This window comes from Glycomyces xiaoerkulensis (genome assembly GCF_002798405.1).
Classification (GTDB): domain Bacteria; phylum Actinomycetota; class Actinomycetes; order Mycobacteriales; family Micromonosporaceae; genus Glycomyces; species Glycomyces xiaoerkulensis.
This window is the reverse complement of record NZ_PGGV01000032.1, coordinates 52,813-78,996: the sequence shown is the minus strand read 5'-3', so window position 1 is coordinate 78,996 and position 26,184 is coordinate 52,813. Positions and strand designations below refer to the sequence as shown.

At 70.9% G+C, this 26,184-nt stretch carries 22 protein-coding genes and 2 pseudogenes; 11 read left to right on the top strand and 13 right to left on the bottom strand.

What is annotated here, in order from left to right:
- Nucleotides 1-7 precede the first annotated feature (7 nt).
- From CUT39_RS13235 to CUT39_RS13220, 4 genes are all read left to right on the top strand, one after another.
- On the top strand, nucleotides 8-1,384 hold the full coding sequence (locus CUT39_RS13235; RefSeq protein WP_198587114.1) for an NAD(P)/FAD-dependent oxidoreductase: 1,377 nt from the start codon (nucleotides 8-10) through the stop codon (nucleotides 1,382-1,384).
- Between the two features lie 73 nt (nucleotides 1,385-1,457).
- Entirely contained in the window at nucleotides 1,458-2,147 is a 690-nt protein-coding gene (gene mtrA, locus CUT39_RS13230) for an MtrAB system response regulator MtrA (protein ID WP_026924637.1), read from the top strand.
- Nucleotides 2,147-3,742: an MtrAB system histidine kinase MtrB gene (gene mtrB / locus CUT39_RS13225; RefSeq protein ID WP_100447346.1), complete on the top strand. Its 1,596-nt coding sequence runs from the start codon at nucleotides 2,147-2,149 to the stop codon at nucleotides 3,740-3,742. Before mtrA ends, mtrB begins: the two co-directional genes overlap by 1 nt.
- Nucleotides 3,732-5,471, top strand: a complete 1,740-nt coding sequence (locus tag CUT39_RS13220) for an LpqB family beta-propeller domain-containing protein (protein ID WP_100447344.1) — start codon at nucleotides 3,732-3,734, stop codon at nucleotides 5,469-5,471. The genes mtrB and CUT39_RS13220 overlap by 11 nt, the downstream gene beginning before the upstream one ends.
- Before the next feature lie 46 nt (nucleotides 5,472-5,517).
- On the opposite strand, the gene CUT39_RS13215 is transcribed toward CUT39_RS13220, so the two are convergent.
- The gene (locus tag CUT39_RS13215; RefSeq protein ID WP_100447342.1) at nucleotides 5,518-5,745 is read right to left on the bottom strand and encodes a DUF3107 domain-containing protein; all 228 of its coding nucleotides are present in this window, start codon (nucleotides 5,743-5,745) and stop codon (nucleotides 5,518-5,520) included.
- 152 nt (nucleotides 5,746-5,897) lie between these two features.
- The gene (locus CUT39_RS13210) at nucleotides 5,898-6,530 is read right to left on the bottom strand and encodes a TetR/AcrR family transcriptional regulator (protein ID WP_100447340.1); all 633 of its coding nucleotides are present in this window, start codon (nucleotides 6,528-6,530) and stop codon (nucleotides 5,898-5,900) included.
- A 179-nt stretch (nucleotides 6,531-6,709) separates the two neighbouring features.
- On the opposite strand from CUT39_RS13210, the gene CUT39_RS13205 reads away from it, so the two are divergent.
- From CUT39_RS13205 to moeZ, 4 genes are all read left to right on the top strand, one after another.
- Nucleotides 6,710-8,203, top strand: coding sequence for a hypothetical protein (locus CUT39_RS13205; RefSeq protein WP_100447338.1), 1,494 nt, complete (start codon nucleotides 6,710-6,712; stop codon nucleotides 8,201-8,203).
- 5 nt (nucleotides 8,204-8,208) lie between these two features.
- The gene (locus tag CUT39_RS13200) at nucleotides 8,209-9,210 is read left to right on the top strand and encodes an alpha/beta fold hydrolase (protein WP_100447336.1); all 1,002 of its coding nucleotides are present in this window, start codon (nucleotides 8,209-8,211) and stop codon (nucleotides 9,208-9,210) included.
- The gene (locus CUT39_RS13195) at nucleotides 9,207-10,070 is read left to right on the top strand and encodes a DUF3152 domain-containing protein (protein ID WP_198587113.1); all 864 of its coding nucleotides are present in this window, start codon (nucleotides 9,207-9,209) and stop codon (nucleotides 10,068-10,070) included. The genes CUT39_RS13200 and CUT39_RS13195 overlap by 4 nt, the downstream gene beginning before the upstream one ends.
- A gap of 72 nt (nucleotides 10,071-10,142) precedes the next feature.
- Nucleotides 10,143-11,321 (top strand): adenylyltransferase/sulfurtransferase MoeZ, encoded by a 1,179-nt coding sequence (gene moeZ / locus CUT39_RS13190; protein WP_100447334.1) that lies wholly within the window; start codon nucleotides 10,143-10,145, stop codon nucleotides 11,319-11,321.
- A gap of 107 nt (nucleotides 11,322-11,428) precedes the next feature.
- Here the strand turns inward: moeZ and CUT39_RS21835 are convergent, their stop codons facing one another.
- The 3 genes and pseudogenes from CUT39_RS21835 to ahcY form a co-directional block, all read right to left on the bottom strand.
- Nucleotides 11,429-11,806, bottom strand: coding sequence for a carbohydrate-binding protein (locus CUT39_RS21835; RefSeq protein ID WP_408611146.1), 378 nt, complete (start codon nucleotides 11,804-11,806; stop codon nucleotides 11,429-11,431).
- Nucleotides 11,807-11,860: 54 nt separating this feature from the next.
- Nucleotides 11,861-13,444: pseudogene (locus CUT39_RS13185) on the bottom strand (pectate lyase family protein); the annotation flags it as partial.
- A gap of 303 nt (nucleotides 13,445-13,747) precedes the next feature.
- Nucleotides 13,748-15,193 (bottom strand): adenosylhomocysteinase, encoded by a 1,446-nt coding sequence (gene ahcY, locus CUT39_RS13180; RefSeq protein WP_100447330.1) that lies wholly within the window; start codon nucleotides 15,191-15,193, stop codon nucleotides 13,748-13,750.
- 330 nt (nucleotides 15,194-15,523) lie between these two features.
- Here ahcY and CUT39_RS20810 point away from each other — a divergent pair, with 330 nt between their 5' ends.
- Nucleotides 15,524-16,555: a GNAT family N-acetyltransferase gene (locus tag CUT39_RS20810; RefSeq protein WP_198587112.1), complete on the top strand. Its 1,032-nt coding sequence runs from the start codon at nucleotides 15,524-15,526 to the stop codon at nucleotides 16,553-16,555.
- 7 nt (nucleotides 16,556-16,562) lie between these two features.
- Here CUT39_RS20810 and manA read toward each other — a convergent pair whose 3' ends face one another.
- The 5 genes from manA to CUT39_RS13150 are packed head-to-tail and all read right to left on the bottom strand — an operon-like array spanning nucleotide 16,563 to nucleotide 20,987.
- Nucleotides 16,563-17,711 carry a mannose-6-phosphate isomerase, class I gene (manA, locus tag CUT39_RS13170; protein WP_100447326.1) on the bottom strand — a complete coding sequence of 383 codons (1,149 nt, stop codon included), beginning with the start codon at nucleotides 17,709-17,711 and terminating at the stop codon, nucleotides 16,563-16,565.
- 60 nt (nucleotides 17,712-17,771) lie between these two features.
- Nucleotides 17,772-18,968: an SIS domain-containing protein gene (locus tag CUT39_RS13165; protein ID WP_100447324.1), complete on the bottom strand. Its 1,197-nt coding sequence runs from the start codon at nucleotides 18,966-18,968 to the stop codon at nucleotides 17,772-17,774.
- Nucleotides 18,969-18,973: 5 nt separating this feature from the next.
- Nucleotides 18,974-19,150, bottom strand: coding sequence for a Trm112 family protein (locus CUT39_RS13160; RefSeq protein ID WP_100447322.1), 177 nt, complete (start codon nucleotides 19,148-19,150; stop codon nucleotides 18,974-18,976).
- 3 nt (nucleotides 19,151-19,153) lie between these two features.
- A complete protein-coding gene (locus CUT39_RS13155) occupies nucleotides 19,154-20,533 on the bottom strand; it encodes a phosphomannomutase/phosphoglucomutase (RefSeq protein WP_100447320.1) in 1,380 nt (459 codons plus the stop codon).
- A 49-nt stretch (nucleotides 20,534-20,582) separates the two neighbouring features.
- Complete coding sequence (locus CUT39_RS13150) at nucleotides 20,583-20,987, bottom strand: DUF3499 domain-containing protein (protein ID WP_100447318.1); 405 nt, start codon at nucleotides 20,985-20,987, stop codon at nucleotides 20,583-20,585.
- A 79-nt stretch (nucleotides 20,988-21,066) separates the two neighbouring features.
- Here CUT39_RS13150 and CUT39_RS13145 point away from each other — a divergent pair, with 79 nt between their 5' ends.
- Nucleotides 21,067-21,498 carry a metallopeptidase family protein gene (locus tag CUT39_RS13145; RefSeq protein ID WP_100447316.1) on the top strand — a complete coding sequence of 144 codons (432 nt, stop codon included), beginning with the start codon at nucleotides 21,067-21,069 and terminating at the stop codon, nucleotides 21,496-21,498.
- Nucleotides 21,499-21,727: 229 nt separating this feature from the next.
- On the opposite strand, the pseudogene CUT39_RS21575 reads toward CUT39_RS13145, so the two are convergent.
- From CUT39_RS21575 to CUT39_RS13130, 3 genes and pseudogenes are all read right to left on the bottom strand, one after another.
- Nucleotides 21,728-21,979 (bottom strand): annotated as a pseudogene (locus CUT39_RS21575) (WhiB family transcriptional regulator); the annotation flags it as partial.
- 309 nt (nucleotides 21,980-22,288) lie between these two features.
- On the bottom strand, nucleotides 22,289-22,798 hold the full coding sequence (locus CUT39_RS13135; RefSeq protein WP_100447312.1) for a hypothetical protein: 510 nt from the start codon (nucleotides 22,796-22,798) through the stop codon (nucleotides 22,289-22,291).
- Nucleotides 22,799-22,806: 8 nt separating this feature from the next.
- Nucleotides 22,807-23,895, bottom strand: coding sequence for a mannose-1-phosphate guanylyltransferase (locus CUT39_RS13130; protein ID WP_100447310.1), 1,089 nt, complete (start codon nucleotides 23,893-23,895; stop codon nucleotides 22,807-22,809).
- A 114-nt stretch (nucleotides 23,896-24,009) separates the two neighbouring features.
- Here CUT39_RS13130 and CUT39_RS13125 point away from each other — a divergent pair, with 114 nt between their 5' ends.
- Nucleotides 24,010-26,088, top strand: a complete 2,079-nt coding sequence (locus CUT39_RS13125) for an alpha-galactosidase (RefSeq protein ID WP_100447308.1) — start codon at nucleotides 24,010-24,012, stop codon at nucleotides 26,086-26,088.
- Nucleotides 26,089-26,184: the final 96 nt, after the last annotated feature.

Sequence of the window (26,184 nt, the reverse complement as noted above, 5' to 3'; positions counted from 1 at the left end):
TGAACACGTGAAACGTATTGTCGTGATAGGTGCCGGTCACGTCGGTTTTTACGTCGCCGAACGCTTGAGCAAGAAGCTGCGAAGCGACATCAAGCGCGGCCACGTCGAACTGATGGTCATCGACCCCAACCAGCACATGACCTACCAGCCGTTCCTGCCCGAAGCGGCTGCCGGGAACATCTCGCCCCGCCACGGCGTCGTGCCCCTGCGCCAGGCGCTCAAGCACTGCACGATCCTCACCGGCGGCGTCACCGAGATCCACCACGCCGAGCGGCGCCTGGTCGTCCAGCCGCTCGCGGGACCCACCCGCGAGGTCGAATACGACCAGGTCGTCCTCGCCCCCGGCTCGGTCTCCCGCCCCCTGCCCATCCCCGGCCTCGCCGACACCGCCATCGGCATCAAGACCATGGGCGAGGCGATCTGGCTGCGCAACCACGTCCTCCAGCGCTTCGACGTCGCCGCCGCCACCGAGGACCCCGACCTCCGCCGCAAGGCCCTCACCTTCGTGACCGTCGGCGGCGGCTTCGCCGGCGCCGAGACCCTCGGCGAACTCGAGGACCTCACCGCCTCGATCGTCGACAACTACCCGGAGATCGACCCCGACGAGATCAAGTGGTACCTCGTCGAATACGCCGACAAGATCCTGCCCGAGGTCGGCCCCCAGATGGGCGCCTACGCCGCCCGCCAGCTCACCAAGCGCGGCATCGACATCCGCCTCGGCACCACCCTGAAGTCCTGCGAAGGCGGCCACGTCGTCCTCACCGACGGCGAGGAGTTCGACTCCGACACCATCATCTGGACCGCGGGCGTCATGCCCAACCCGCTGCTCAAGAAGTCCGACCTGCCCATCGGCCCCAAGGGCCACCTCGAGGTCAACACCCGCCTCCAGGTCGCCACCGGCGTCGAGGCCGCCACCGACCAGACCGGCGAGGTCGTCGAAGGCGCCTGGGGCGCCGGCGACTCCGCCCAGGTGCCGGACACCACCGACTTCCCGCTGCCCTACTGCACGCCCAGCGCCCAGCACGCCGTCCGCCAGGCCACGCGGTTGGCCGACAACGTCCACGCCGCCCACGTCGGCGCGGCCCTCAAGCCGTACCACCACAAATACATCGGCTCGGTGGCCGGCCTCGGCCTCTACAAGGGCGTCGCCAACACCTACGGATTCAAGGCCAAGGGCATGCTCGCCTGGCTCATGCACCGCGGCTACCACCTGTCGCGGGTGCCCGGCGTCGGCCGCAAGGGCCGCATCCTGGCCGACTGGATCGTCGGATTCTTCACCAAACGCGAGATGGTCCAGCTCGGCGAGATCGGCCTCGGACGCGAGCCGTTCGAGGCCATCGCCGCAGGCGCCGACCCGGTCAGGGCCAAACCCACGACCGATTAGCCGATACAGTTGGAGCACCACGGGTGACCACCCGTGGTGCTCTCGGCTTTTGTGAGGTGGAAAACTGGTGTCCATGAGAGCACGCGTACTCGTCGTTGACGACGACCCGGCCCTGGCGGAGATGCTCGGCATCATCCTCCGGACCGAAGGTTTCACCCCCACATTCGTCACCGACGGCGAGAAGGCCCTCGCCGCGTTCAAGGAACACCGCCCCGACATCGTCCTGCTCGACCTCATGCTGCCCGGCATGAGCGGCATCGACGTCGCCAAGGCGATCCGCGGCGAATCAGGCGTCCCCATCGTGATGCTCACCGCCAAATCCGACACCGTCGACGTCGTTCTCGGCCTCGAGTCAGGCGCCGACGACTACATCGTCAAGCCGTTCAAACCCAAGGAACTGGTCGCCCGCATCCGCGCCCGCCTGCGCCGCGGCGACGACGTCACGCCCGAACGCCTGGAGATCGGCAAACCCGGCCTCCAAGTCCAGATCGACGTCCCCGCCCACCAGGTGACCCTCAACGGCGCCGAGGTGAAACTGACCCCGCTCGAATTCGACCTGCTGGTGGCCCTTGCCCGCAAGCCCCGCCAGGTCTTCACCAGGCAGGTGCTCCTGGAGCAGGTCTGGGGGTACCGGCACTCGGCCGACACCCGCCTGGTCAACGTCCACGTGCAGCGCCTGCGCGCCAAGATCGAACCCGACCCCGAGCGTCCGCAGCTCATCCAGACCGTCCGCGGGGTCGGCTACAAAGCCGGATTGGGCTAGTGCGCCGGACCCTCTCCCGACTCCGCGACTTCGGCGGGCGAGCGCGGAACCTCGCCGCCCGCGCGGCCGAACCCACCCTCTCCGCCTACCGCGCCTCCCTCCAACTGCGGGTCGTCACCGCCACGCTCGTAGCCTCCACCGTCCTGGTGCTCACCTTCAGTTTCGTCGTGGCCGGGTCGGTCACCTCCGGGCTGCTCAGCGACCGGCAGGACACCGCCGTCGACGAGACCGCCAACGCCGTCGAATTCGCGGCCGAGGAACTCCAGACCTACACCTCCTCGGCCGACACCGCCCTCGCCCCCAGCATGCAGGGGGTGGTCAACGAGCTCGCCGAGGACCCGGTCTTCGCCCCGGTCATCCTCATGCGCACCTCCGACGGGCAGGTCACCAAGTCCCACCCGGTCGGCGAGGTCGCCGCCCCCTCGGTCGACATGGCCGAGCTCGTCCGCGACGGCAACGTCGTCAGCCAGTACGGCAGCTACGACTTCGAGGGCGCCGAGACCATGCCGTACCTGGTCGTGGGCGCTCACATCGACCTCAGCGTCGACTACGAGCTCTACGCGTTCTACCCGCTCTCGTCCCAGCAGGACGCCATCGGGCTGCTCCGCACCAACCTGGCGCTGGCCGGCGTGGCTCTGGTGCTGCTGCTCGGCGTCATCGCCGCGCTGGTCACGCGCCTGGTGGTGACCCCGGTGCGGGAGGCCGCGCGCACCTCGCAGCGGCTCGCCGCCGGGCTCCTGCACGAGCGCATGGAGGTCCGCGGCTCCGACGACCTCGCCAGACTGGCCGGCTCGTTCAACCTCATGGCCGAGAACCTCCAGAGCCAGATCCGGCGCCTGGAGGAGATGTCGATGATGCAGCGCCGGTTCACCTCGGACGTCTCGCACGAGCTGCGCACGCCGCTGGCGACGATCCGGATGGCCGCCGACCTGCTCTACGATCTCCGCGACGACTTCGACGAGGTCACGAAGCGGTCCACCGAGCTGCTGCAGAACGAGATCGACCGCTTCGAGGAGCTGCTGACCGAGCTGCTGGAGATCTCCAGGTTCGACTCCGGGTTCGCCTCGCTCGAGGTCGACGCCGTCGATGTGAATCCGCTGGTCGAGGACGTCGTGCGGACGTTCGACGGCCTGGCCGAGGAATGCGGCGTCACCGTGGAGGTGGCCAGGCCCGCCCGCCGGGTGGTCGCCGAGGTCGATTCGCGGCGCGTCCAGCGCGTCCTGCGGAACCTCGTCTCGAACGCGATCGAGCACGCCGAGGGCAAGCCCGTCGAGGTCACCGTCGCCGAGTCGGAGACGGCGGTCGCGATCGGCGTGCGCGACCACGGTGTCGGGCTCAAGCCCGGCCACGCCGACCGGGTCTTCGACCGCTTCTGGCGGGCCGACCCGTCGCGCGCCCGCAAGACCGGCGGCACCGGACTCGGCCTGGCCATCAGCCTGGAGGACGCCAAGCTCCACTCCGGCAGGCTCGAGGCCACCGGAGCGCCCGGCCGCGGCACCCTGTTCGTGCTCACCCTGCCGCTCCAGTCGGGCAACCGGGTGGTCTCCTCCCCGATCCCGCTGCAACTCGACCGGGAGGCCCCAGATGCGAACTAGACTCGCCGCCGCGTCCGCCGTCTGGCTGGCCGCGCCCCTGCTCGCCTCCTGCGGCATCCCGGACGGCTCCGGGCCGGAGGTGGTCCAGGAGGCCCCCACCGACTTCGAGGCGCCCTCCTCGGTCGAGGTCGAGCAGTTCCGGCCCACCGACAACGCCCGCACCACCGTCGAGCACTTCCTCCGGGCCGCCTCCGGCGACCCGGACACCGCCGCCCTCGACGAGCGCCTCAACGAGTTCACCGAGACCCGCAAGGAGTTCTCCGGCTCCTCGGCCGGGATCGACCTGCTCGAGGGCGTCGAATACGACACCGACGAGAGCGGCGACATCAACACCGCCACCGTCACCGTCACCGGCTCGGTCGCCGGCTCCTACCAGCCCGACGGCCGCGTCAGCATGTACTCCGCGCCCCGCGACTACGAGGCCGAGTTCGCCCTCGAACGCTCGCAGCCGGGCGGCGAGTGGACGATCATGGAGCTGCCCAGCCAGGTGACGCTCCTCTACGACCAGTTCGACGACGCCTACGAGCAGGCGCCCCTATACTTCCCGGCCTCCGGCCGCAACGACCTGGTGGTGTCCGACCTGCGGTGGATATACGGCCGACTCGACGAGGCGACCGAGCGGAACCTCCGCCTCGAATGGCTCCTGCTCGGCCCCTCCGACTGGGCCAACCAGTCCTCGATCTCGGCCATCCCCATCGGCACGACCGGCGAGGTCGGCGAGGAGGACGGCACCGACGTCATCGACCTGACCCCGGGCGACGTCGCCGACGTGAGCGAGCAGAACATCGAGGCCATCGCCGCCCAGGTCGCCTGGAGCCTCCGCCTGACCGGGCCGTTCGAGCTGCGCATCGGGGGAGAGACGGTCGCCTCCGGCGAACTCGACGAATGGCGCGGATGGAACGCGATCCCCCGCATCCGGGACCAGACCGGCTACTTCATCGCCGAGGACACCGTCTGGCTGGTCCGCAACGACTCGGTCGGCCGCGCCTCGGCCGAACACGACTGGGTCGGCTTCGAGGCGCCCGGGCTCCGCGAGGCGGCCCCAGCCGAGGACGGCCGGATCGCGGCCGTCGTGGCCGAGGACGACGAGGCCCGCCTCCGGATCGGGACCGGTGGCGACGACATGGAGACGGTCGACGAACTCGAGGGCGACCTGCGCGATCCGCACTGGCTCGACGAGGAGACGGTGCTGCTGATCGACGACGGCGTCCTGACCGCCGTCACCGTCGCGGACGGTTCGATCCAGGTGCTCGGCGGCGAGGAGGTCTCCTCGCTCGCCCCGGCCCCCGACGGCCGCCGGATCCTCTACGTCGAGGACGGCCGCGCCTGGGCGGTGCCGCTGAGCCAGAACGCCGACGGCAACTTCCAGATCCAGGAGACCAGCCGCCGGATCGGCCTGAGCATCGGCGACGTCACCGACGTCGCCTGGAGCTCGGAGAACTTCGTCTGGGTGGCGGGGGACGGCCCCGGTGACGAGCAGTTGTTCCAGGTCGCGATCGACAATTCACGGGTCGAGGCCCAGTCGGGGACCTCGCCGTTCCCGACCATCGAGCAGGTGGCGGCGAATCCGGCCGATCCGACCGAGTCCGACCAGATCCGCGGCGAGCCGGTCTACGTGGCCATCAACGGGGGCCTGTACCGCGTCCACACCTCAACCCTGCAGCCGGTCGGCGACGAGGGCGACGGCCAGCCCACGGCCGGCACGGCCCCGTTCACGCTCCTCGACTAGCGGCGCGGCCCGGGGCACCGCCCCGGGCCGCGCGAAAAGCTGATGCCTAAGAGTCGACGGTGAATCCGACCGGGCGAGGCGACTGGGCGGCGATCTCCACGTAGGCGACCTTTTCGACCGGGACGAGCACCTGCCGGCCCTTGTCGTCCTCGAGGCGCAGGATGCCGCCCTCGCTGACGGCCTTGTCGATCGTCTCGGCCACGTCCTTCGACGACAGCTTGCTCTCCAGGACCAGTTCACGCGGGGCGTGCTGGACACCGATCTTGACCTCCACGGGCCCTCCTCAAACAGATTTCCTCTGACGTCTGCGGACGAGGCAAGGTTACTCGGGGCGGGAGCGGGGGTCGGTCACCGAGGGTGCGCCCGCAGCGAACAACGCGGGGTCGGTCGTTTCCGCTCTCGGCTCCGCCTTCGAGCGGACCGTGCCTACTCGTTCCCGCTCTCGGCTCCGCCTTCGAGCGGGAAGTGGGAGATGCCCCGCCAGGCGAGCGTGGCCATGAGCTGGATGGCCTCGTCCTTCGGCACCACCCGGCCCGAGGCGATCCACTTGCGCGCGGCCACCTCGGCGGCCCCGACCAGCCCCGTGGCCAGCATTTCGGCACGGTCCTTGTCGACCTGGGTGTCGGCCATGATCGTGTCGGACAGCGCCGCCACGCACTCGGCCTCCATGCGCAGGACCCGCTCGGCCACGGCCGGATCGTTGCGCTGGTCGGATTCGAACACCAGCCGGAACGCCTCCCCCTGGGCGTCGACGAAGTCGAAGTAGGCGCGCATGGCCTGGTTGACCCGCTCCTTGTTGTCCTCGGAGCGGTCCATCGCCTCCCGGATGCGGGCGACCAGCTCGGTCGCGCGCCCGTCGAGCAACGCCAGGTACAGATCCAGTTTCGAAGTGAAGTGCTGGTAGAGCACGGGCTTGGACACGCCCGCGCGGTCGGCGATGTCGTCCATGGAGGTCGCGTGGTAGCCGCGGGAGACGAACACTTCCTGGGCCGCCTGCAGCAACTGCGCCCGGCGTTCGCTCCTGGGCAGTCGGACTCTGCCTTCTCCGGCGCTGTTCACCGTGGCACCTCTCTTCGCGTCGTGTCGCGCATCCGTCAGCGGCCTTCCCTTGCGGCCCGAACGTAGTTTAGAGAAACCTGAAATCAGCTTCCCAGCGTACGGGGCCGCCAAGCGCGGCTTCACGGCGCTCGTGTCCCCAAGGTACCTTCAGGTCGGGAAGACGAAGGAGTTGCTAAGCCGTGTATGACCAGAACCGACCGGAAGAGCCGCAACGTCCGGCGGGGGACGAGAAGCCGGCGCGCCGCCGTCTGGGCCGCTCGTGGGGTCCGGCGGAGGAACCCGCCGAGGCCGAGGAGCCCGGCAGAGTCGGGCAGGCGCAGCAGGGGTACGGGCAGGCCCCTGAGCAGTACCGGTTCGACCCCGATCGGGGCCGCCGCCACCGATACAGCGAGGAGCCGACCGGACAGGTGCCGAACGTACCGGTCGAGATCGCCGAGACCGGCCCGACGGTGCCGGCCACCAGGCGGCCCGCCCCGGGGGAGCAGTTCGACCCCATCCCGCAGGCTCCCCACCGTCGGCAGGATCAGCTCCGTACGCAGCAGGATTCACAGTTCGCGCCGCCAGGTGCGAACCAGGGGCCCAGCGCGCCGCCGCAGGGTGCGAACCACCCGCCCAGCGCGCCGCCGCAGGGTGCCGACAACGCGGTCGGCACGCCGCCGAACCGGGGCGACGCACCGAGCGAACCGCCGAGCGCACCGCCGCAGGGGACGAACCAGCGGCAGCACGGCACGCCGAGCCCGCCCGCCCCGGGCGCTCCCGACGGCTCGCACCAGGCCCCTCCGGCCACCCCGGCGCAGCCCCCGTCCGAAGCCGAACCGGGCCCGCACACCGGCCCGCAGCAGGTTGCCGAGGGCTTCCGCCAGGAGACGCCGAGCCGCACGCCGTCTCCCGACCCGACCCCGACCCCCAGCACCCCGCCCCTGCCGTCGCCGCCGGTGACCGAGCAGGCTCCGCCGCGCACTCCGCCGGCGCCGCGCCAGCCGGTCGCCGAGCCCACTCCGCCGGTCTCGCCCGACGAAGAGCCCGCCGGAGGCGACGAGCCGCTCCTGGCGGCCGTCCGCCAGGTCCCCGGGGTGCGCGACGCCTACCACGTGACCGCCCGCGACGGCGGCTCCAGCCTCCGCCTGGAACTGGAGGACGGGGTCGACCCCGACGCCGTCCACGCCGCGGTCTCGGCGGTCGTCGCCGAGCACCGCGCCACCGATCCCGGGCCGCAGACGACCGACGAGGACGGCGAGCAGCCCCGGGCCGAACTCGAACCCGCCGAGCCCGCCGAGGCCGAACTCCCCGTCGTCGGCGCCGTCGAGCTGCAGAGGGTCGAGATCGACTCGTCCGGGCTCGACGCCGAGGTCGGCGTCACCCTCGCGATCGGCGGCCACGAGTCGGCCGGCGCGGTGACCGTCCCGCCGATCGACTGGCACGTGCAGCACGCCGCCGCCGCGGCCACTGTGGAGGCGCTGCGACCCTACTTCGGAGCGACCGAGACACGGGTCGAAGTGGAGCACGCCTCGATCGTGACTACCGGCCCGGTCAAGACCGCGGTCGTCACCGTGCTGTGGATGGACGGCACCTCGGTCCGGCGCCTGGCGGGCGCCGCCGTGGTCACCGCCGAGCGTTCCCGCGCCGTCGTTTCGGCGACACTGTCCGCATTGGCGGCCGAAGTGGCACACTAGGATCCATGAGGCGCGCACGGCTGGTGGAGGCGAGCGAGGTCCGAACCCTCACGCGGCCGCACCCGCCGTGGCCCGGCATCGAGCACGAGCTGAGCCGCCGGCGCCTGTTCATCCGGCACACCCCCGCCACGAGCCCGGACGCCGAACCGGCGGTGTTCGTGCACGGGCTCGGCGGCTCGGCGCAGAACTGGACCGACCTGGCCGACACGCTCTCCGACCACGTCGCGGCCGACGCGGTCGACCTCCCCGGCTTCGGCCACTCCGCCCCGATGCGCCGGGTCACCATCCCCTCCCTGGCGCAGGACGTGGCGGCCTGGATCATCGAATCCGGGCGCGGCCCGGTCCACCTCGCCGGGCATTCCCTGGGCGGGGCCGTGTCGGTGTACCTCGCCGCCACCCGCCCGCACCTCATCCGGACCATCACCCTCATCGCCCCGGCGATGCCCTTCGGCAACCCCCGCCGGTCCCACCAGGCCAAGTTCGTGCCCATGCTGATGCTGCCGAACCTGTCCCGCCTGGCCGACCGGGCGATGCGCTCGCGCACCCCCCAGCAGGTGGTCGACGAGATCATCCTCGGCACCTGGGCCGACCCCGAGCGCATCCACCCGCAGCGTCGCCGCGAGGCGATCGCCGAGGCCCGCCGGCGGCTGGCCGTGCCGTGGAACTCCAGTGCCTACATCTCCACCTACCGCGGCCTGATGGCCTCCTTCCTGCAGGCCTTCGTGCCCGGCAGCCACTCGCTGTGGCGCCTCGCCCGCAGGATCGAGGCGCCCACGCTGGTCGTGTGGGGCAAGCAGGACCGCGTCATCGACGTCCGCTCCGCCCCCGAGACCGGCGCGGTCATCCGCGACTCCCGGCTGCTCATCCTCAACCGGGCCGGGCACGTGCCGATGATGGAGCTGCCGACCGCGGTCGCCCGCGCGATGGCCGCACTGATCGAGGAGAGCCGCCGATCCCGCGGGGCCGGTCCGCCACGGACCGTCGCTGGCCTAAACTCACGGTTGTGACGGAAGGATCATCGGCGCGCCGACGCCTGCGAAGGAAGCAGCGCTTCGCACTGGTGGCGGTCCTGATCGTCATGGCGGCGGCCGGCAGCGGCTTCGCCCTCTCCACCTCGGTCGGCGACCGCGGCCCCTTCCCCCGCGCGATGGAGGCCGACACCCGCCCCACCACCGGGGCCGTGACCACCTACCGCGACATCGAGGCCGACCCCGGATCCGACATCACCGGACCCACCGAGGCCCCCGAACCCACCCCGCCCCCGCTCTACTACTCGGGCACCGGCACCTGGAGCTACGCCCCGGCCCGCCCCGGGGACGTCCTCGGCGACTCCGGCGAGCTGCTGCGATACAACGTCGCCGTCGAAGACGGCCTCGAGATCGACGTCGACCGGTTCAGCGACTTCGTCCACGCCACCCTCGCCGACGAGCGCTCCTGGACCGCCGGCGGCGGCTGGCGTTTCGAGCAGGTCGGCAAGAGCGGCGCCGACTTCACCGTCTACCTGGCCAGCCCCGAGCAGCGCTCGGCCCTGTGCCGGCACCCGGGCACGCGGGTCTCCTGCCGCAACGGCGACCGGGTCGTCATCAACTCCGCACGCTGGATCACCGCCGTCGGCCATTGGGACGGCACGCTGGAGACCTACCGCCAATACGTGGTCAACCACGAGATCGGCCACCGCCTCGGCCACCCCCACGAGGTGTGCCCCGAAGAAGGCGAGAAGTCCCCGGTGATGGCCCAGCAGACCTTCCAGCTCGCCGGATGCGAAAGCAACGCCTGGCCCTACCCCGACGGCGAGACCTACCTGGAGGGCCCGGCCGGGGAGTACGGCGGGCCCGCACTGCCCCCCGACGAGTACGCCGACCGCTGATACCCGGGTGAGACCACCCACACACCCCCTGCCGCCGGAATTTCCACACACTGGGCAGGCATTATTGGATATATGAGTTTGCCGCCGCTAGTCGAGCCCGCAGCCGATCTCTCGGTCGACGAGGTGCGCCGCTATTCGCGCCACCTGATCATCCCCGACGTCGGGATGGAAGGCCAGAAACGCCTCAAGAACGCCCGCGTGCTGTGCGTCGGCGCCGGTGGACTGGGGTCCCCGACGCTGCTGTACCTCGCCGCCGCCGGGGTCGGAACCCTCGGCATCGTCGACTTCGACACCGTCGACGAATCGAACCTGCAGCGCCAGGTCATCCACGGCCAGTCCGACATCGGCCGCCCCAAGGCCGAGTCCGCGGCGGCCAGCATCGGCGAGGTCAACCCGAACGTGAACGTCGTCATCCACGACACCGCTCTGGACAACGACAACGTCATGGACATCTTCGACCAGTACGACCTCATCGTCGACGGCACCGACAACTTCGCCACCCGCTACATGGTCAACGACGCCGCCGTGCTGCTGGGCAAGCCCTACGTCTGGGGCTCGATCTTCCGCTTCGACGGCCAGGCCAGCGTCTTCTGGGCCGACCAAGGACCCTGCTACCGGTGCCTGTACCCCGAGCCGCCGCCGCCCGGCATGGTTCCGAGCTGCGCCGAAGGCGGCGTCCTGGGCGTCCTGTGCGCCTCCATCGGTTCGATCCAGGTCAACGAGGCCATCAAGGTCATCACCGGCATCGGCGAGCCCCTGGTCGGCAAGCTGATGGTCTACGACGGCCTGGAGATGGAGTACCGCAAGATCAACGTCCGCAAGGACCCGAACTGCGAGCTCTGCGGCGAGAACCCGACCGTCACCGAACTGATCGACTACGAGGACTTCTGCGGCGCGGTCACCGACGAGGCCGCCGAGGCCGCCGCCGGCTCCACCATCACCGCCCGCGAGCTCGAGTCCTGGATCAAGGACGGCCGCGACATCGACCTGATCGACGTCCGCGAGCCCGCGGAGTACGAGATCGTCAAGATCCCCGGCTCGCGGCTGATCCCCAAGGGCGACATCGTCTCCGGGGCCGCGCTGAGCGATCTGCCGACCGAGCGGCAGGCCGTCTTCTACTGCAAGGCCGGAGTCCGCTCCGCCGAGGCGCTGGCCGCCGCGAAGGCCGCCGGCCTCAAGAACGCCGTCCACGTCCAAGGCGGCGTCCTCGGCTGGATCAACCAGGTCGACCCCAGCCTGCCGACCTACTAGCACCGCAGCGAGCGAAGGCCCGGTCCCAACGGACCGGGCCTTCTGCCGCCCCTGCGCCGCGGCGGGGCGCAGGTCTCGCACTCGGCTGCGTGCGGGGTGCCGCCGAGCTAGATCTCCAGGTAGTCGACGTTCGGCAGGCCGTCGGAGCCGGTGGCCTCGAGCCGGACGGTGTTGTCGCCGGCGTTCAGCGGCACGGTGACCGTCTCGGTGGCCCAGTTCGTCCACGCGCCGGTGTCGGCGAACGTCGCCGTGGTCGCCGTGGAGCCGTTGACGATCACGTCCGCCGGACGGTCGCCCGAGCCGCCGTTGGCGTACCGGACGGTGATCTCGGCGGTGCCGCCCTCGGCGGTGATCTCGAACTGCGCGGCCACCCCCGTGGTGTTCTCGGTGTTGCAGAAGCCGCTGCCGGAGAACCCGGCGTGCTCGGACTCGATGGCGCCGTCGCAGGTCGCGGAGGCGTCCTCGGCCTCGAACCGGGTCTGCACGGGCTCGTCGGTCGGATCGTCCGTCGGCTCGTCGGTCGGGTCGTCCGGCGGGCTGCCGGCGTAGGTCTCGAACTCGGCGACCTGCGGGGTGCCGCTGGAACCGGTGATCACGAAGTCGATCTTGCGCAGCGTCACCGGGGAGAAGCCGATGACGCCCGCCCCGCTGCCGGTGGTCAGGACGTCACCGCTGTCGTGGTCGACCACCTGCCAGGAACCGATGTTGCCTTCGGACCCGGCCGCCTCGCGGATGATGATCGAGGACACGGTGGGGTCCTCGTCCCACTTGATCGAGATGCGGCCGGTCGAGCCCGTCGGCGACCAGTAGGTGCTCATGTCCCCGTCCCGGACGTTGCCGTAGCTGGTCCCGCTCGCCTTGCTGGAGCCGTCGGACCCGGCCCCGATGCTGAGGTTGGTGCCGCCGGGATCGGTCGGCTCGTCGGTCGGCTCGTCGGTGGGCTCGTCAGTGGGCTCATCGGTCGGGTCGTCGGTCGGATCGTCGGTCGGGTCCGCGCTGGGCTCGTCGGTGGGAGGCTCCGAGGAGCAGTTGCCGTCCGACACCCGCAGGCCCCGGCCGGCGCCCGCCGTCTGGTCCAGGACCTCCGGCACGCAGCCGGCGTCGTCCAGGTCGTAGGAGTACGGGAGGTTGACCGTGGTGGTCGACTGCGGATCGGGGCCGGCGGGGTGGTTGTCGCTGCCGTCGCTCGACCAGGTCACGTTGTCGTAGATGTTGCCGCTGACCTCCCAGTAGCCCATATCGTCGGTGTAGAAGGTGCCGAGGACGTCCTTTGAGTCCTCGAAGTAGTTGTTCTCCACCTTGACCTCGGCGCCGACCCGGGAGTTGATGCCGGACTTGACCAGGCCCGTGAACTGGTTGTTGTAGCTGTGCGCCGTCCCGGCCCGCAGCAGGGGAGTGCGGGAGTCGATGTTCTCGTACCGGTTGTGGTGGAAGGTGATGTACCCGTTCGAGGTGTCACCCGAGCTGGAGCCGATGAGGCCGCCGCGGCCGGAGTCGCGCAGGATGCTGTAGGACAGCGTCACGTACCGGGTGTTGTTCTTCAGGTCGAACAGCCCGTCGTAGCCCTCGTCCTCTCCGCCCGAGGCCTCCAGGGTGACGTGGTCGACCCAGACGTTGCGGACGTCGGCCTCCATGCCGATGGCGTCGCCGCCGTTGGAGGTGGGCGAGCCCGACTTCTTGACGTTCCGGACCGTCACGTTCTGGATGATGATGTTGCTCGACTCGCGGATGTGGATGCCCAGCTCGTCGAAGACGGCACCGCCGCCGACCCCGATGATGGTGACGTTGCTGATCCGCTTGAGCTCGATCCGGTCGTCGTCGGTGTCGCAACTGTCGCCCGACACCTTGGTGGTGTTGCCGTGGTTGATGGTCCCTTCGACCTCGATGATGACCGGGGTGCTGGTGCTGGCCCGGTCGCACAGGGCCGCGTGGATCTCGGTGCCCGTGCTGGCCTGCACCGTCTGTCCGCCCGCGCCGCCGGTGGTCCCGCCGTTCTGGGTCGCGAACCCGGTGGCGCTGCCGGTCGCGGCGGACGCCTGTGTTATTGACAGCGCCACACCGGCCGCGACCACGGCCGCCGTGGCCACCGCCGTCCCGAGTCGAACTGCTATCGATCGTCGCATCGGTTCCGCCTCCTAAAGGGGATATTTATCGATGTATATAAATGAGGCTAAAGAAAGGGCTTTCCCCGGGTCAAGGGTTTTGGCGCAACCGGTTGCAGAAAGTTTTGCGCGCTCGATCCCGTCCAGCATGGAGATTCGCCCGATTCATGCCCGTTGGACCGGTTCGGCGGAGGCCGGCGAGTGATAGGGGCGGAGGTGCTCCTTGACCGAGAGCAATCGTTTGCCCGGCGCGCGCCGGTGAAACGGCCGAGGCCCCGGCGCGGCCGACGAGCCGCGCCGGGGCCTCTTCGGGCCGCGAACGGCCTAGTACCGGTAGTGGTCGCCCTTGTAGGGGCCGTCGACATCGACGCCGATGTAGTCGGCCTGGGTCTTGGTCATGCGGGTCAGCCTCACGCCGAGGGCGTCGAGGTGCAGCCGCGCCACGTCCTCGTCGAGGTGCTTGGGCAGGGTGTACACCCCGACCGGGTAGCGCTCGGTCTCGGTGTGCAGCTCGATCTGGGCCAGCACCTGGTTCGTGAAGCTGTTGCTCATCACGAAGCTCGGGTGCCCGGTGGCGTTGCCGAGGTTCAGCAGGCGGCCCTCGCTGAGCACGAGGACCGAGTGCCCGTCGGAGAACCGCCACTCGTGGACCTGCGGCTTGATCTCGAGTTTCTCGATGCCCGGCTCGGCGGCCAGCCCGGCCATGTCGATCTCGTTGTCGAAGTGGCCGATGTTGCCGACGATCGCCTGGTGCTTCATGCGCCGCATGTGGTCGGCCGAGATGATGTCGCGGTTGCCGGTGGCGGTGATAAAGATGTCGGCCGACTCCAGCACGTCCTCGAGCGTGAGGACCTGGAAGCCGTCCATCGCCGCCTGCAGCGCGCAGATCGGGTCCACCTCGGTGACGACCACGCGGGCGCCCTGGCCCCGCAGCGCGTCGGCGCAGCCCTTGCCGACGTCCCCGTAGCCGCAGACCACGGCGGTCTTGCCGCCGATGAGGACGTCGGTGGCGCGCATGATGCCGTCGGGCAGCGAGTGCCGCACCCCGTACTTGTTGTCGAACTTCGATTTGGTCACCGAGTCGTTGACGTTGATGGCCGGGAACGGCAGCCGGCCGTCGCGCTCCATCTCGTAGAGCCGGTGGACGCCCGTGGTGGTCTCCTCGGTGACGCCCCGGATCGCCCGGGCCTTGCGGGTGAACCGGTCCGGGTCCTGCCGGAGCGACTTCGCCAGCAGCGACAGCACCACGGCCTCCTCCTCGCTCTCGGCCTCCTCAGGTTCGGGGACGGCGCCGGCGGCCTCGAACTTCGCACCCTGCACGACCAGCAGGGTGGCGTCGCCGCCGTCGTCGAGGATCATGCTCGGCTCCTCCTCGCCCCAGTCGAAGGCGCGTTCGGCGCACCACCAGTACTCCTCCAGGGTCTCGCCCTTCCACGCGAACACCGGGACGCCCCGCGGGGCCTCGGGCGTGCCGGGGCCGACCGCGACCGCGGCCGCGGCGTGGTCCTGGGTCGAGTAGATGTTGCAGGAGGCCCAGCGGACGCGCGCGCCCAGCTCGACCAGGGTCTCGATGAGCACCGCGGTCTGGATCGTCATGTGGAGGGAACCGGTGATGCGGGCCCCCGCCAGCGGCTTGGCCTCGGAGTAGCGCCCGCGCAGCGCCATCAGGCCCGGCATCTCGTGCTCGGCCAAGCGGATCTCGTGGCGACCGAACTCGGCCAGCTCGAGATCGGCCACCTTGTAGTCGTCGGCTCGAAGCGTGTTCGTCATGTGGAAAATGCTACGCGCCGCGCCTGAGCGGGACTTACAGCGCCGTGGTGTGACAGGACACGGAAAAAATAATCCGTGTCAATCCCCGTTTCGGCTTGACACTCGTGGGGCGGTGGGTAATATTGCAGATACGCAGCGTCACAGCGGTGCGGCGGCCGGTATAGGTCGCAGAACATCGCAGGTGACGCGCGGGGGAACCAAACCGGGGGGAGTGCCGGGCGGTCTGGGGTGGCCGCCCGGCACATTTTTGCGTCCGGCGCCCTCCGACACCGCCCCGACACGCCGGTAATCCGATTGCGCGGCCCCCCGCTTTCCGGAATCGTCGTCGTTGTGAGCAATCCCGACATAACCCTGGTACCGATTGATCCGGCCGACGGCGATCTCGTCCGCTCCTGGATCGACCAGCAGACCGCCGCCGTCCGCCGGGACCTTGCGGGCTTCCCGGAGCCGAATCCGGCCGCCTCGCGGCTGCGCCTGCTCTCCGCGCCCGCCTCGATGAAGATCGAGCGCTGGGCCGCCGTGGCCGACGGCGACGTGGCCGGCCATATCACCCTGCACATGTTCGAGAAGGACAACCGGCACATGGCCGAGTGCGACCTGGAGGTCCGTCCGGACCGCCGGCGCGACGGCGTCGGCACCCGCCTGCTCCAGTTCCTCGAGGAGCGCGTCAAGCGCAACGGGCGCGACACCGTCATCGCCTACGCCGTCGACGAGATCTTCGGCCGGCCCGGGGCCGAGACGCCCGGGAAGCACTTCGCCGCGAAGCACGGCTATGCCGTGGGCGACACCGAGATCTGCCGCCGCAACGACCTGACCGGCGTCGACGAGGGCGAGCTCACCGAGCGCTACGCCGCGGCCTGGAAGTGGGCCGAAGGCTACGAGCTGGTCGAATGGACCGACCGGGTCCCCGACGACGTCGCCGAGGGCGTCGCCCGCATGGAGGCCCGCATGTGGACCGACCCGCCCATCGGCGAGCTGGACATCCGCCCGGCCGTCTACGACGTCGACCGGATCCGCGACGACGAGCGGGTCCGACGCGAGCACGGGGCGCTCGAGATCGCCGCGGCCGTGCGGCACGCGGCCTCCGGCCAGGTCGCCGGCTACACCTCCATCCGGGTCGACCCCGGCGACGAGGACTCGGTCTGGCAGGGGGACACCATCGTCGACCCCGGGCACCGCGGCAGGCGCCTCGGCACGGTCCTCAAGATCGCCAACCAGCGCCGCCTGCGCCGCCACCGGCCGATGGTCCGCTACGTGATCACCTGGAACGCCGAGGTCAACAGCCACATGATCGACATCAACGAGGCGATCGGCTACCGGCCGTTCTTCCGCGAGCTCGCGGTCCAGAAGAAGCTCGCCTAGTACGGGCCTACACCGAGGCCACGAACAGCTCGCCGGACCCCGAGGCCCGGAGCCGTCCGGCCGTGGCCGCCGAGAACGCGGCCCGGCCGGGCGACAGCTCGTACCCGCCCTCGTCGTCGGCCACGGTCACCGACCCGCCGGTGCACAGGCAGATCCGCGGCCCGTCGAGGTCCAGCGCCCGCTCCTCGGTCCCGACCTCGATGCGCCGCAGCGAGAAGTCGTCGATCGGGACCGGCCAGGTCCGCACCGGCCCGGCGTCCCGGCTGCGCGCACGCGGCTCGTCCATGGCCCGGAAGTCCAGGACCCGCAGCAGTTCCGGCACGTCGATGCGCTTGCTGGTCAGGCCGCCGCGCAGGACGTTGTCGCTGGCGGCCATGATCTCCACGCCGAAGCCGTCGAGGTAGGCGTGGAGGTTCCCGGCCGGCATGTAGACCGCCTCGCCCGGCCGGAGCGTGACGTGGTTGAGCAGCATGCTCACCAGCACGCCCGGGTCGTCGGGGTAGTAGTGGGCCAGCTCGGTCAGGTCGGCCGCGTCGGCGGCGCCGATCTCGGTGGCGGACTTGACGGACTGGTCGATCAGGTCGCGGCATTCGTCCCGGCTCATCGCCAGCAGGTCGGTGACGGCCCGCCTGAGGCCCCCGCGCGGGTCGCGCAGCGTCGCGACCAGGCCCTCCAGCCCGGCGACGCCGAGGGCGGCGATGAGGTCGGCCGCCCGTTCCGGCTTCCGGAAACCGCACAGGGCCCGGAAGTCGGTGAGCGCGACGATCAGTTCGGGCTTGTGGTTGCCGTCGACGTAGTTGCGGTAGGCCGCGTCGATGCCGATGCGCAGCTCCCGCTGGTGGCCCGAGTGCGCCTGGCGGGAGTTCGGGTGGGCCTGGAGCGACAGCGGCTGGTCGGCGGCGAGCAGTTTGATCAGGAACGGCAGGCGCGGGCCGAAGCCGTCGAGCACGCGGCGGCCGAGCAGGTGCGCCGGCTCGGAGGCGATGGCGTCGTCGAGCGGGCGGCCGTCGTCGAGGATCGACGGGGCGGTGGGATGGGCGCCGAACCACTCTTCGGCCTCGGGCATCTCGGCGGGGTAGGTGCGCCCCTGGAGTCTGGCGATGTCAACCTGTGAACCCCACGCGTAGTTGCGGATGACGCCGTCAAGCCCCTGCACGTCCGCTCCTCGTCACTGTATGAATCCGGTGGACCAACTGTAACGGCTCGTCCGGCGCTGCTACTCGCCGCCGACGGCCTCCTCTTTCATCTCGGCGACGGCCGGTACCCGCATCGGGTCGAGGCCGTGGGCGAGCGCGAGGTAGACCGAGGCGAAGTCGGGGACGGCGATCAGCGAGGCCAGGCGCTCGAGGGCGCAGCCGCCCTCGGCGGGCATGACGTCGCAGCGCACGCCGCGGCGTTCGGCGAGTTTGGCGACGGCGTCGGCGCGGCGGGTGTCGGGCTTGGGGGTGGTGTCGTCGCCGTCGAGGCCGTCGTCGCGCATCAGGACGATCCGCAGGCGCGTGGGCGAATCCCCCTCCTCCTCGTCGGCGAAGATGTCCCTCTCGCCTTCGGCGAGCGAGCCGAAGACGCCGTCGAGCAGGCCGACGCGGCCGCGGCCGACCTCGCCGAGCTCGCCGGAGACGACCGGATAGCGCGCGTTGGCGGCGAGCATGTCGCCGAAGCGGCGGGCGGCGACCCCGGCCAGCGGGCTCGACCCCCAGATCACCGGGATCGACCCGGCCAGGTTCATGGCCAGCTCCTTGGCGGGGTTGACCCAGGCGTCGGCCCCGGCCCGGCACCGTTCGGCGTCGTCGTCGAGGCGCGCGGCGGTCTCGGCGATGTCGGCCTCGGGCATCTGGACCAGGCCGAGTTCGCGGGCGGCCAGGAGCACCGGCACGGTCAGCGCCCAGAGGCTCAGCCGCGCGGGGGCGCGGCGCGGGACGGCCACGTACGGCGAGCGGGCGCGCTCGGCGACGGCCTGGAGCTCGGAGTCGGGGGCGCCGACGGCGACCAGTCTGGCGCCGCGGCGGGCGGCCGCCTCGGCGGCGGCGAGCGCCTCGGGGGAGCGGCCGGAGGCCGATACGGCGAGCACGACGTCGGCCGCGCCGACCCACCCGGGCACGCCGGCGGAGCGGTGGCCGAGGACGGGAACGGGGCAGCGGGGGCCGGCCACGGTGGAGAGGATGTCGCCGGTGCGCGCGGCGGTGCCGACGCCGGCCACGACCACCGCACGGGGGCGGCCCTCGTCGGCGAGCACCCCGAGGCCCGCGTCGGCCGCGAGCGCGGCCGATTCCCTGAGCTGCGGGCCCGCCGAGGCCAGGGCCCACAGGGAGCCGCCGGGATTGCTGGCGTCGCTCAGCTCACCGGAGATCCGGGCCTCATCGGCCCGGCGGTCGCCGGTGATGCCTGCCACGCCGTCGTCGTCTGGTCCCATGCCGTCTATTCCTCCTTCGTCGAGTCGAGGAGCATCACGGGGATGCCGTCCTCGACCCGGAACACCTTTTCGCACTGAGAGCAGGTGAGGCAGTTGGCCTCGCGGTCGTAGGTGAGCGGCGCGTGGTGGGGTTCGGGGCAGCGCAGCAGCTCGAGGAGCACGGGTGCGGGGGTAACGGGCATGGTCTAGTTCCTTACGATGCGGAGGATGTCGTCCCGCAGCCGCTCCATCGAGGCCTGGTCGGGGCCCTCGGCGTTGAGTCGCAGCAGCGGTTCGGTGTTGGAGGGGCGCAGGTTCGCCCAGGCGCCGTCCGGGAGGGTGACGGTGAGGCCGTCGAGGCGGTCGGTCCCGGCCCCGTCCTGGGCGTCGTAGTGGGCGGCGACCTCCTCGATCTTGGAGTTCGCGTCGGCGACCTTGGAGTTGATCTCGCCGCTGGGGACGTAGCGGACGAACTCCTCGGACAGTTCGGCGAGCGGCTTGTCCGAGCCGCCGAGGGCGGCCAGGACGTGCATGGCCGCCAGCATGCCGGTGTCGGCGAACCAGAATTCGCGGAAGTAGTAGTGGCCGGAGTGCTCGCCCCCGAATACGGCGTCCTGGTCGGCCATGACGGCCTTGATGTAGGAGTGGCCGACGCGGGTGCGCAGCGGCCGGCCGCCGTGCTCGGCGATGATCTCGGGTACGGCCCTGGAGCAGATGAGGTTGTGGCAGATGGCGTCGCCGGGGTGCTTCGCCAGCTCCCGGGCGGCGATGAGCGCAGTGATCGACGAGGGCGTGACCGGGTCGCCGGCGGCGTCGACGACGAAGCAGCGGTCGGCGTCGCCGTCGAAGGCCAGTCCGAGGTCGGCGCCGGTCCGGCGGACGCGGGCCTGCAGGTCGACGATGTTGGCCGGTTCGAGCGGGTTGGCCTCGTGGTTGGGGAAGGTCCCGTCGAGTTCGAAGTAGAGCGGGTCGATCTCCAGCGGGAGGGCCTCGAGGAGCCGGTCGCCGAGCACGGCCGGGACGGTGTGCCCGCCCATGCCGTTGCCGGCGTCGACGACCACCTTGAGCGGTCTGATGCCCGACAGGTCGACCAGGCCGCGCATGTAGGCGGCGTATCCGGCCAGGAAGTCCTGTCCGGTCGCCGTCCCGGGCCGGTCCGCCCGCGGGGCGGGCTCGCCGTCGAGGATCGCCTGGGCGCGGTCGCGGATGTCGGCCAGCCCGGTGTCGAGGCCGACGGGTCTGGCGGCCGGCAGGCACATCTTCAGCCCGTTGTACTCGGCCGGGTTGTGGCTGGCGGTGAACATCGCTCCGGCCACGTCGCGGGCGCCGGCGATGTAGTAGAGCATGTCGGTCGAGCACAGCCCGGCCTCGACGACGTCGGCGCCGGCGGCGGTGGCGCCCCGGGCGAAGGCGGCGGCGAATCCGGGGCCCGAGTCGCGCATGTCGTGGCCCACCGCCCACCTGCGCTCGCCGGTCACGGCGACGGCGGCCGCGCCGATCGCCTCCATGACCTCGGCGGTCAGTTGCGAGCCGACGAGTCCGCGGACGTCGTAGGCCTTCACGATTTCACTGAGCTGGGGAGCCACTGGAGTGCGTCCGCCTTTCACAAAGGTGGGCCGGTGAACAATGTCGAGACTAGCGGTGCGTTTCGTCGTCGCCCGACACCACCCGTAGGTGACCCCGCGCACTCATCGGCGGTGGGGGCGATCCTCGGAAGCCTTGGCGCCGACCGGGGTCGGGTGCCGGCGGCTCGGGCTCGACCCGGTCGCCGGAGGCGGCCTCGCGGACGGCGTTGGCCAGGGCCACCAGATCGTCGTCGGTCGGCATGGGCGCGGTGTAGTCGCCCTGGTGGCGGACCAGCTCCCATCCGTGGGGCACGGTGAGTCGACGCCCGTGCGCATCGCACAGGTCGTAGCTGTGGGGCTCGCGGGTGGTCGCGAGCGGGCCGACCACAGCGGTCGAGTCCGAGTAGATATACGTCAAAGTGGCCACCGCCGGCTGGCGGCAGCCGTTCCGGGAGCAACGCCGATCCGACCTCACCCCACGAAACTACCACTCGTGGTGCCGGACACGGTGGCGCTGAGCAGTGAGACCGCGGCCCGGTCGCTATGGTGGGCGCATGCGGAGAGATCGCCACGGGCGTGGCATGCGCGGACCACTGGCGCCGAGCGCGCTGCCGATGCGGCGCACTCCCGCCCAGGAGTTCGACTTCCTGGTGATGGACACGGTGGTGGCGATCGAGCGGCACCTGGCCGACACTCTCGGGGCGCATTCGGCGAGCCTGGGGCACATCGAGTTCGCCGTCGACGAGGTGCCGCCGCCGATGCACGTCTACGACGCCGACATCGTCGAGGACCGCGGGGTGCCGCTGGCCAAGCTCTACCCGGCCCAGCCGGGCACGACCGCGGCTGCGCCGCGGATCGTGGTGTACCGCCGGCCGATCGAGCTGCGGGTCGACGGCCGGCTGGAGCTGGAGATGCTGGTGCGCAGCGTCCTGGCGGAGCTGCTGGTGTCGCTGCTGAACCTGCCGCCGGGGAACCTGGAGCCTTGAAAGGGGCAGGACGCGTGCGTCCTGCCCCTTCGCGTTCAGTCGGGTCCCTTCGTCAGGCCGCCACCGGGACGCGTTCGCGTCCGGACTCGACCAGTTGCTCCAGCACCGGTTCCGCGGACGCCGGTTCGGGGAGCGCGGTCTGCGGCTCCAGATCGGGGTTGATCATCGGGGTCGGGAAGCACACCACCACGGGCGCCGCGCGTTCGGCGCGGCGCCGGGCCGCTTCTCGGGCCTGCCGCTTGATCTTGCGGCGTTCTCGCTCCGAGAGCCCGCCCCAGATACCGAACCGCTCATCGTGCTCGAGCGCGTACTGCAGACAGTTCTCTTTGACTTCGCATCTGGCGCAGATGCGCTTCGCATCGCGCGTCGATCCTCCTTTTTCGGGGAAGAACGCCTCCGGGTCGGTCTGCGCGCAGAGCGCGCGTGCCTGCCATTCCGGAACGTTCCCCAACAGGTCGGCCAGGTAGTCACGGCCGTCCATATACGTCCGCCTCCTCGTGTGCGCACCGGCGGTACCGGTGCTCCCCCCTTGCAATCATCGGCACGGCACCGGAAGTCGGATCCGTAGTCCGGACGCGCTTCCTTCCCCTGTCGCGCGTGCGGCCCCGTTCCCGCGTCGCCGCCGGCGGCGCGCATCCGCCCGGTACCTGTGCCCGCGGGCGGCCCGAAATCGGGGCCGCACCGCCAAGACTCATCTCTAATGGACGATGAGCGTCCGTCGCTATTCGGTAACGTTTCGCTATCAGACGATAGCGCACGGTGATGTCGGCGATGGAAGGACCCCTCGGACTCAGTCCTCCGGGGGCCGCGGGGCGCCTTCCGGCCTTGTGGAGTTGCCTTCACGTTTTCCGTTCCATCGCAGGGAGAGCCACCCGGCGACCGCCAGGGTCAGCCACGCCGCGTCGAGCAGGAGCCGCTCGACCGCCGACCGGGGCTCGACCCAGGCCCGCCCCAGGCTCTCCAGTTGCGCCTGCTGGTCGAATCCGTATTTCGCCGCCGACAACGCCAGCAGCACTCCGATAACGAGATAGACCGCGTAGAGGACCCGGGCGAGACGCCGAATCACTCTTCCGGGGACCAGCCACGCCGCGAGCGCCGGAGCCGCGACCGGCACCACGGAGAACAGCGTCCGCCTCGCGGTGTCGGTGAACTCGATCCCGGCGGCCCGGCTGAAGACGTCGTCACGGGGATCGGCTCCGGCGCCGACGAGCCACTCGGAGGCGGCCACGGCGATGAAGACCGCCGCGCCGCACAGCAGGAGACCGGCGACAGTCGTGCGGAGGCGTTGCGGTGACGGCATGGCCGGTATTACACCAGATCGCCTCTGGCGCCCTCCTTGAGTTCCTCCACCACGCCCTTGACCTCTTGGGCCCGGTCGCGCGGGCACACCAGCACCGCGTCGGGGGTGTCGACGATGATGAGATCGTCGACCCCTACGGCGGCCACCAGCCGCCCGGCGGCCGGCACCACCACGTTCCGCTTCGACTCGGTCAGGTGCGCCTCGCCGGCGCCCGAGGCCCGGACCACGACGTTGCCGACCCGGTCGGCGGCCTTGAGGACATGGCCGAGGGTGTTGTAGTCGCCCACGTCGTGCCAGTCGAAGTCGCCGGGGACGACGCCGACCTTGCCGGAGGCCGCGGCCGGCTCCATCACCGCGTAGTCGACCGAGATCTTCTCCAGGGTCGGCCACAGCTTCGCGAACAGGGCGTCCCGGCCGTTGGTGTCCCACGCCGCGGCGAGGGTCCGGACCGTCTCGTGGAGGGCCGGTCGGTGACGGGCGAGCTCCTCCAGGAAGACGTCGACGCGCCAGACGAACATGCCGGCGTTCCACAGGTAGTTCCCGGCCGAGACGTACTCCACCGCCGAGACCTGGTCGGGCTTCTCCACGAACGCGTCGAGGTGGTAGCCGGGGCCGACCTCGGAGCCGAGCCGCAGGTAGCCGTAGCCGGTGTCGGGCCCGGTGGGGGTGATGCCGATGGTCATGAGCAGGCCGCTCTCGGCCAGCTCCATCGCGCGCTCGACGGTCTGGGCGAAGGCCTTGCCGTCGGGGACCAGGTGGTCGGCGGCGAACGCGCCCATGATCGCCTCCGGGTCGCGCTCGGCGATCACGGCGGCGGCGAGGCTGATCGCGGCCGCCGAGTCGCGCGGCGACGGCTCGACCAGGATGTTGTCCCCGGGCACGTCCGGCAACTGCCGGGCCACGTCCACCGCGTGCGCGGTGCCGGTGACCACGTACACGTGGTCGGGAGCCGACAGCGTGCGCACCCGCTCGACCGTGGCCTGGAGCAGGGAGGAGTCGGAACCGGTCAGGGGCAGCAGGAACTTGGGCCGCTGTGCGCGCGACAGGGGCCAGAGCCGGGTTCCTGAGCCGCCTGCGGGGACCACCGCGTGAAGCATGCCAATAGTCTTGCATGCCCTACCGCCACCTCGGTTCACCCGGTGGGAACGGGCGGCTCAGCGGTCCGCCCCGGATGGCACACTGAACCGGTTCAGACCGTCCAAGGAGCGTCAATGACCATCAGCTTCTCCGAGCAGGCCCGCACCTGGCACCTCACCGGCCCCGGCTTCTCCTACGTCGTCGGACTCTGCGGCCGGGGCATGCCCCGCCAGTTCTACTGGGGCCCGCCCGTCCCCGACGCGGCCACCGCCGAACTGACCGCCGAGAACGCCGAGGAATACTCCTTCGACGACCGGATCCACCACGGCGTCGAGCTGCTCGGCGAACTCGGCCCCCAGTTCGCCACCCCCTCGCTCCAACTGCGCCACCCCGACGGCGCCAAGGGCTTCGACTGGCACTACCGCGACCACCGCATCGACGACGACCACCTCGCCATCGCCTTCACCGACCGGGACCTCACCCTCACCCTCCACTACCGAGTCCGGGACACCGGCGTGCTCGACCGATGGGCCGAACTCGAAGCCGACGCACCGGTCGAGGTCGGACGCTTCGACTCCGCCGCCTGGACCCTCCCTCACTGGGCCACCTACCGCCTGTCCCACCTCACGGGGGAATGGGCCGCCGAATGGCAGCTCCGCCGCACCGAAGCACCGGTCGGCGAGACCCTCCTCGGCTCCCGGCGCGGCAACACCAGCCACCAGGCCAACCCCTGGTGCGCCGTCGACGACGGCACCGCCACCGAAGACTCCGGCCGCGTCTACTCGACGATGCTCGCCTGGTCCGGCTCCTGGCGGATGCAACTGCGCCGCTCCACCCAAGGCCGCCTCACCGTCACCGGCGGCGCCGGACAAGAAGGCCTGCGCCTGAACCTCGCCGCCGGCGAACGCTGGGAGACGCCGGTCTACTCCGGCCTCTGCACCGACGGCGGCTTCGGCGCCGCCTCCCGCGCCTGGCACGAACACCTGCGGCGCCACGTCATGCCGACCGCCGAAGAGGACCCCGCCATCCTCTACAACTCCTGGGAGGCGGTCGCCTTCGACGTCTCCGAATCACGGCAACTGCCGCTGGTCGACCTGGCCGCCCGCATCGGCTGCGAGCAGTTCGTCGTCGACGACGCCTGGTTCGGCGCCCGAACCTCCGACGCGGCCGGCCTCGGCGACTGGTGGCCCAATCCCGACCGGTTCCCCGACGGCCTCGGACCGCTCATCGAAGCCGTGCACGGACGAGGCATGAAGTTCGGGATCTGGGTCGAACCCGAGATGGTCAACCCCGACTCCGACCTGTACCGGGCCCACCCCGACTGGGTCATCCACCAGACCGGCCGCGACCGCACCGAACTGCGCAACCAACTCGTGCTCGACTACGCCCGCCCCGAAGTCGCCGAATGGGCCTTCCGGACGCTCGACCACCTCCTGCACGAGAACGCGATCGACTTCCTCAAATGGGACCACAACCGGCCCTTCACCGAGGTCGGCGACCCCGCCTCACCCGACCCCGACCGCGTCTACTTCGACCACGTGCGCGCCGTGTACGACCTCAAACGCCGACTCCGGGCCGCCCACCCCGGCGTCCGCATCGAAGGCTGCGCCGGCGGCGGCGCCCGCGTCGACCCGGGCCTCCTCCGCCACGTCGACCAGGTCTGGACCTCCGACAACACCGACGCCGGCGACCGGATCGCCATCCAGCACGGCTTCGGCCAGGCCTACCCGGCCCGCGCCATGGGCGCATGGGTGACCGACGAACCCACCGGATTCAATCACCGCACCACCGGCCTGCGGTTCCGCTTCCACGTCGCCTCCGCCGGTGCGCTCGCCGTCGGCGGCGACCTCACCCGGTGGAGCGACGCCGAACTCGACGAGGCCGCCGAGCACATCGCCGTCTACAAGGACATCCGACCGGTCGTCCTGCACGGCGCCCAGCACCGCCTCGGCGACCCCGAGAACGAACCCCTCACCGGCGTCCAGTACCTCCTCGACGACCGGCTGGTCGCGCTGGCCTTCAAGACCCCCGCCCGGTTCAACCGGCCCGAGCCGCCCCTGCGGCCGGCCGCGGTCGCGGCCGATTCGCGCTGGAGAGACGAGGACACCGGCCGGACCCATTGGGGCGCAAACCTGAACGCGAACGGCCTGCCGTTGCGCCTGACCGGATCCGACTGGGACTCGGCGATCGTGCGGCTACGCCGCGTCGACTAGTGTGAACGGGACTTGCCCGTGTGTATTAAGCTGACGCGCGTTCCGCCCGAACATTCGACTCGAGATCAAGGAGCCCCAGTGTCCTATCCCCCCGCC

What these genes read in the sequence shown, in the direction of transcription:
- CUT39_RS13130 (WP_100447310.1), bottom strand. Translation starts at nt 23,895, where the DNA reads ATGCTTCACGCGGTGGTCCCCGCAGGCGGCTCAGGAACCCGGCTCTGG.
- CUT39_RS13165 (WP_100447324.1), bottom strand. Translation starts at nt 18,968, where the DNA reads ATGGGACCAGACGACGACGGCGTGGCAGGCATCACCGGCGACCGCCGG.
- CUT39_RS13220 (WP_100447344.1), top strand. Translation starts at nt 3,732, where the DNA reads ATGCGAACTAGACTCGCCGCCGCGTCCGCCGTCTGGCTGGCCGCGCCC.
- ahcY (WP_100447330.1), bottom strand. Translation starts at nt 15,193, where the DNA reads ATGACGAACACGCTTCGAGCCGACGACTACAAGGTGGCCGATCTCGAG.
- moeZ (WP_100447334.1), top strand. Translation starts at nt 10,143, where the DNA reads ATGAGTTTGCCGCCGCTAGTCGAGCCCGCAGCCGATCTCTCGGTCGAC.
- CUT39_RS13160 (WP_100447322.1), bottom strand. Translation starts at nt 19,150, where the DNA reads ATGCCCGTTACCCCCGCACCCGTGCTCCTCGAGCTGCTGCGCTGCCCC.
- CUT39_RS13135 (WP_100447312.1), bottom strand. Translation starts at nt 22,798, where the DNA reads ATGCCGTCACCGCAACGCCTCCGCACGACTGTCGCCGGTCTCCTGCTG.
- CUT39_RS13145 (WP_100447316.1), top strand. Translation starts at nt 21,067, where the DNA reads ATGCGGAGAGATCGCCACGGGCGTGGCATGCGCGGACCACTGGCGCCG.
- CUT39_RS13200 (WP_100447336.1), top strand. Translation starts at nt 8,209, where the DNA reads ATGAGGCGCGCACGGCTGGTGGAGGCGAGCGAGGTCCGAACCCTCACG.
- CUT39_RS13125 (WP_100447308.1), top strand. Translation starts at nt 24,010, where the DNA reads ATGACCATCAGCTTCTCCGAGCAGGCCCGCACCTGGCACCTCACCGGC.
- mtrA (WP_026924637.1), top strand. Translation starts at nt 1,458, where the DNA reads ATGAGAGCACGCGTACTCGTCGTTGACGACGACCCGGCCCTGGCGGAG.